At 75.7% G+C, this 5,192-nt stretch carries 8 protein-coding genes; 5 read left to right on the forward strand and 3 right to left on the reverse strand.

Annotated features, from left to right (window positions below; all coding sequences use genetic code 11):
* Positions 1 to 528 (forward strand): hypothetical protein (locus tag E9529_RS20940; protein WP_374201383.1); only part of this gene is annotated, 528 nt, incomplete at its 5' end.
* A gap of 48 nt (positions 529 to 576) precedes the next feature.
* A complete protein-coding gene (locus E9529_RS20945; RefSeq protein WP_236828868.1) occupies positions 577 to 723 on the forward strand; it encodes a hypothetical protein in 147 nt (48 codons plus the stop codon).
* On the opposite strand, the gene E9529_RS20950 is transcribed toward E9529_RS20945, so the two are convergent.
* Positions 720 to 1,751, reverse strand: coding sequence for an NAD-binding protein (locus E9529_RS20950; RefSeq protein ID WP_236833198.1), 1,032 nt, complete (start codon positions 1,749 to 1,751; stop codon positions 720 to 722). The genes E9529_RS20945 and E9529_RS20950 overlap by 4 nt on opposite strands.
* A 34-nt stretch (positions 1,752 to 1,785) precedes the next feature.
* Positions 1,786 to 2,799 carry a glycerate kinase gene (locus tag E9529_RS20955; RefSeq protein ID WP_236833199.1) on the reverse strand — a complete coding sequence of 338 codons (1,014 nt, stop codon included), beginning with the start codon at positions 2,797 to 2,799 and terminating at the stop codon, positions 1,786 to 1,788.
* Positions 2,800 to 2,838: 39 nt separating this feature from the next.
* On the opposite strand from E9529_RS20955, the gene E9529_RS22880 reads away from it, so the two are divergent.
* On the forward strand, positions 2,839 to 4,026 hold the full coding sequence (locus E9529_RS22880; protein ID WP_236833200.1) for an acyl-CoA dehydrogenase family protein: 1,188 nt from the start codon (positions 2,839 to 2,841) through the stop codon (positions 4,024 to 4,026).
* Between the two features lie 4 nt (positions 4,027 to 4,030).
* Here E9529_RS22880 and E9529_RS20965 read toward each other — a convergent pair whose 3' ends face one another.
* Positions 4,031 to 4,291: a hypothetical protein gene (locus E9529_RS20965; RefSeq protein ID WP_236833201.1), complete on the reverse strand. Its 261-nt coding sequence runs from the start codon at positions 4,289 to 4,291 to the stop codon at positions 4,031 to 4,033.
* A 136-nt stretch (positions 4,292 to 4,427) separates the two neighbouring features.
* On the opposite strand from E9529_RS20965, the gene E9529_RS20970 reads away from it, so the two are divergent.
* Positions 4,428 to 4,733 carry a hypothetical protein gene (locus E9529_RS20970; protein ID WP_236833202.1) on the forward strand — a complete coding sequence of 102 codons (306 nt, stop codon included), beginning with the start codon at positions 4,428 to 4,430 and terminating at the stop codon, positions 4,731 to 4,733.
* Positions 4,734 to 4,762: 29 nt separating this feature from the next.
* Positions 4,763 to 5,192 (forward strand): alpha/beta hydrolase (locus E9529_RS20975; protein ID WP_236833203.1); only part of this gene is annotated, 430 nt, incomplete at its 3' end.

A 5,192-nucleotide genomic window follows, 5' to 3' on the forward strand; every position in this document is an offset into this window, starting at 1 on the left:
ACCCCGGCCGACCCGTCGCCCACCGAGGAGCCACCCCCCACCGAGGAACCGCCGCCGCCCGCACCGGAGCCTCCGGTGGAGCCGCCGCCCGCCGAGCCCGAGCCCGAGCCCGAGCCCGAGCCCGAGCCCGCGCTGGCGGCCGGCGCGGCCATGTCGGTGCTCGACCCCGCGACCGGCACCCCGGCCCTCTCGGTCGCGCTCGAGCAGGTGGTCGCCGGCGCCTCGTGCGCGGACGCCTCCGTCGTCGCCGGCAACGGGACGCTCGTGGCGGTCCGGCTCACCGTGACCACCGGCGCTGACCTCGCCGTCCTCGGTGGCGGGCACGGCATCTCGCCGGTCGACTTCCGCCTCGTCGCGGACGACGGTTCGGTGCTCTCCGGCGGCGCACCCGCGGGGTTCTGCGACACCGGGGCGGCCGCCCTCCCGGCGGCGCCGCTCGCCCCGTCCTCGTCGGTGACGGGCACCGTGGTGCTGGACGTGCCGGCGCGGTCGGGCACGGTCGTCTTCCGCCCGGCGTGGCTGCCCTGAGCCGGCGCTGAGGGAGCGGGGCACCTCGCGCTGCGGCAGGGTGGGGGCATGACGACGCCCTCGGACACGCCGCAGCCGCGCGACATCGCCCTCGAGCAGGAGTCACCCGAGATGGCGGCGTCCCTGGAGGAGCAGAGCGCTCCCCGCGAGGCGCCGCAGGGCGACGAGGGCGACCTCGAGGGCCACCCCTCCTAGGTCCGCGACCCGCCGGTGAGCTGCCGGGCCGGGATGCGCCCCTCGGCCACGTAGTACAGCGTCGTCCCCACGGCCAGCGGCGTCTCCCAGGGCGGGCTGACCGCGAGCCCGTCGGGGCCGCGCACCGCCAGCACGGTGGCGCCCCAGGTGGCGCCGAAGTGGCGCTGGCACTCGCCGTACGTGCCGTGCGGGAAGCCCGGGGGCACGGTGAGCGAGTAGGTGTTGCGCCCGCCGTGCGTCATCAGCTCGCTGTAGACCTGGGTGATGCCGGGGTCGTTCGCCTCCTCGGTGAGCAGCGAGGGCATGTGCCACTGGACGGCCTGCACCCCGGCGCTGACGTAGCGGAGCGTGTCCCGCCGCTCCAGGTCGCGCAGCGCGGCGACCAGGTGCACCCCCGGGTGGGCGTGCTCGACGGCGACCGCCACGGCGAGCGTCTCGTTGTCGTCCCGGACGTCGACGACCACGGCCCGGGCCTGCGGCACGCACGCCCGCCGCATGACGTCCTCGTGGGTGAGGTCGCCGCGGACGAAGTGCACGGCCGGCTCGTCGGCCATCGGGTTCTCCGCGACGTCGTCCCAGGCGCAGAGCGCGACCTGTGTGCGCCCCTCGGCGGTCAGCTCCGCGACGATCCGCTCGGTGCGACCGGGCCAGTAGCCCAGCAGCACCACGTGGCCGGACAGCTCCAGGGGGACCACACCTCTCAGACGCCGGCCCCGCAGCGACTGCAGGGCCTCGGACAGCTGCGTGAACAGCAGGGTCAGGGTCACGATGCCGCCGACGATCACGTAGGCACCGACCAGCCGCCCAGCCGTCGAGGCCGGGAAGACGTCGCCGTAGCCCACCGTCGCGGCGGTGACCAGGAAGTACCACCAGTAGGTGCCGGGCGCGGTGATCGTGCTGCCGGCCGGCTCGGTCAGCGCCATCGCCAGCCAGCTGGACAGGAAGACCGACACCGCGACCGCCAGCGGCAGCCGCCACCCGCTCAGCCGCAGCCGGACGAAGCGGGCGAAGTGGACGAAGAACGGCAACGGAGCTCCTGGGGCGGGAAGCGGACGACGCAAGCTACCGCGGCGGCCCCGGCGGCAGGTGCGTGCTGATCACGCGCCCGGCCAGCTCGGCCAGGACCCGCGGGGCCTCGGCGAGGCAGCGCGCGACGTCGGGCTCCACCTCGGTCAGCCCGTGCCCGGCCACGAACCCCGCGGCGCGCAGGCGCTCGGGGCTCAGCCGCACGACGCCGGCCAGCCCCAGGCAGGGCACGCCCGCCGCCGACGCCCGCGCCACGACCTCCGCCGGGGCCTTGCCGCGCAGCGTCTGCTCGTCGAGCGAGCCCTCGCCGGTGACCACCAGGGCGTCGGCTCGGGGGCGCGCTACGTCTGCGACCAGGTCGCGCTGCACGACGGCGGCGAACCGGCCCAGCGCGGCGTCGAGCACCGCGACGTCCTCGGGAGTCGCCCCCTTCTGCGGCCCGAAGACGGCGGCGGCCCCCTCCGGCCCGGTCAGCGGGTTGTCCACGTCGACGCCGACGACCAGTTCCACCTCCTGCAACCGGGGATCCCGCGAGCCCATGTCGATGCGGTCGAGCCGGGCGAGCCCCGCGCCCCCGGGGGGGACGTCCCCGCCGTCGGCGTCGAGCAGCCGGACGCCGAGCGCCTGCAGCAGGCCCGCCCCGCCGTCGGTGGTGGCGCTGCCGCCGGCGCCGAGCACGATCCGCCGGGCCCCGGCGTCCAGGGCGGCGCGGACCAGCTCGCCGACGCCGTACGTGGTCGCGGTGAGCGGCGCGGGCTCCGCCAGCTGACCGAGCCCGGCCGCCGAGGCCAGCTCCAGCACCGCCGTCGTCCCGTCGAGGGCGAACACGGCGTCGACCGGCCGGCCGTCCGGCCCGGTGACCCGGGCGGTCCGGGCCCGGTACCCGGCGCGGAGAGCCGCGGCCACCGTGCCCTCCCCGCCGTCGGCGACCGGGCGCAGCACCACCTCGGCGTCCGGCCGGGTCCGCCGCAGGCCGTCGGCGATCGCCTCGGCGGCGCGGTCGGCGTCGAGGCTGCCCTTGAACGAGTCGGGTGCGATGAGGACGTGCACGAGGGGCAGCATCCCGCAGTTCGCCGTACGTTCGGGGTCGTGACCGCCGACAGCCCCGACTTCTACGCCGTCGAGGACCTCCTCGAGCCCGCCGAGATCGAGCTCCGCGACCGGGTGCGCGCCTTCTGCGACGCAGAGGTCACGCCGCACATCAACGACTACTGGGACCGCGCCGACTTCCCGCTGGCGATGGCGAAGAAGCTCGCCGGCCTGGGCATCGTGGGCGGAACCATCGAGGGCTACGGCTGCCCCGGCATGAGCAACGTCGCCGCCGGCCTGGTCGCCGCGGAGCTGGCCCGCGCCGACGGCAGCATCGGCACCTTCAACGGGGTGCACAGCTTCCTGGCGATGCAGTCGATCGCGGTCCTCGGCGACGAGGAGCAGCGGGAGCGCTGGCTGCCCGAGATGGCGCGGCTGGAGAAGATCGGCGCCTTCGGCCTCACCGAGCCCGCGCACGGCTCCGACGCGGTGGCCCTGGAGACATCCGCCCGCCGCGACGGCGACGCCTACGTGCTCAACGGGCAGAAGAAGTGGATCGGCAACGGCTCGATCGCCGACTACGTCATCATCTGGGCCCGCGGTGAGGACGGCGCCGTCGGCGGCTACGTGGTCGAGAAGGGCAGCCCCGGCTACGAGGCCACGGTGATGACCGGCAAGACGGCGCTGCGGGCGGTGTGGCAGGCGGAGATCACGCTCACCGACGTCCGGGTTCCGGTCGAGAACAAGCTGGCCAACTGCCACTCGTTCAAGGACGTCTCGCAGATGCTGGACCGCACGCGCTACACCGTGGCGTGGCGGGCGCTGGGGCTGGCGACGGCGTCCTACGAGCTGGCGCTGGCCCACGCGCTGCGCCGGGAGCAGTTCGGCCAACCGATCGCCGGGTTCCAGCTGGTGCAGGACAAGCTCGCCCGGATGCTCGCCGAGATCACCGCGATGCAGCTGATGTGCTGGCGGTTGTCCAAGCTCGCCGACGCCGGCCGGATGACGGCGGCGATGGCGTCGCTGGCGAAGATGAACCACGCGGCCAAGGCCCGGGCGATCGTCGCGGACGCCCGCGACATCCTCGGCGGGGACGGGATCCTGCTCGACCACCACATCGCCCGCCACCACGCCGACATGGAGGCGATCTTCACCTTCGAGGGCACCGACTCGGTGCAGGCGCTGATCGTGGGGCGTGCGGTGACCGGGCTGTCGGCGATCAGCGGCCGGAGGCCGGAGAAGAGCTGAGCGGTCAGCGGGCGGTGGTCAGCCGCTTGTCGACGGCGGTGGCGCGGGCGCACTCCGGGCAGCCGGTGCGGCCGACGCCGACGCGCTCCCACTTCTGCGTGCCCCAGATCTGGACGATGGCGCCGCACACGGCCAGCTCCACCTCGCCGTCCAGCTCGGCCGGCGGACGGTGGACCTCCACGGCGTGCCACGGGTAGCTCTGCTCGGTGCGCTGCCCGGCCGACCAGCGGTCGGGGCGGGCGAATCCCACGGCGTACGTGTCCACGGGTCACACGTGCCCCGGATCACTTCCGCTCAACCCCCACGATCGGGCGAATCCGGGTCGCGACCGGTCGCAACCCGCACCGCCCGGGACGGCGCCGGCGCGCTACCGTCGAGGCTCGCGCGGGAGGTGCACGCAGATGGATCCGATCAGCCTGCTGGTGGGCGCCGGGCTGCTCGGCGCCGGCTTCGTCGCCGGGCGCCTGGGCCGGAACCGGGGCAGCGCGCCACCCCCGCCGATGACCCCGCTGTGCGGCTGCGGGCACACGCTGAGCCAGCACGACACGGAGACCAACACCTGCTACGCCGAGCTGCGCCGCGACACCTACGACAAGCGCGGGCGCTGGTCGGGGCACCAGTGGGTGCCGTGCACCTGCCGGCAGTACGTGGGCCCGCGGCCGATCGACGAGGTGTTCGTGCCGCGCGTGCTGCCCCCCGGCGACTGACCGCGCCCCCGCGCGGGCATGCACCGCGGGTGAGCACCCCGTCCGGGCGTCCCCGAGCCGCCCGCACCGACGACCTGCTGGCGCTGACCGAGCCGGCCCGCGCGCTGGTCAGCGCCGGCGCCCTGGCCGCCGGCACGCCCCTGCTGCGGCTGGCGCCGCGCGGCGAGCCGCACCCGGTCGTCGTCCTCCCGGGCTGGCTGGCCTCCGACGTCTCCACCCGGACGCTGCGCGGCTGGCTGCGCCGCCTCGGCTACCCGGTGGTGGGCTGGGACCTCGGCCGCAACCACGGCCCGCGACCCGAGGTGGTCGACGGCGTCCGGGACCTGGTGCGCCGGCTCGCCGACGAGCACGGCGGGCCGGTGAGCATCGTCGGGCAGAGCCTCGGCGGCATCTTCGCCCGCCGGCTGGCCGAGCGCTCCCCCCGGCTGGTCCGGCAGGTCGTCTCCCTCGGCTCCCCCT

The sequence above is a fragment of the Blastococcus sp. KM273128 genome (assembly GCF_021698975.1).
Taxonomy (GTDB): Bacteria; Actinomycetota; Actinomycetes; order Mycobacteriales; family Geodermatophilaceae; genus Blastococcus.

Excerpts from the sequence above, each read along its gene's own strand:
- E9529_RS20945 (WP_236828868.1), top strand. The coding sequence starts at position 577 with ATGACGACGCCCTCGGACACGCCGCAGCCGCGCGACATCGCCCTCGAG.
- E9529_RS20970 (WP_236833202.1), top strand. The coding sequence starts at position 4,428 with ATGGATCCGATCAGCCTGCTGGTGGGCGCCGGGCTGCTCGGCGCCGGC.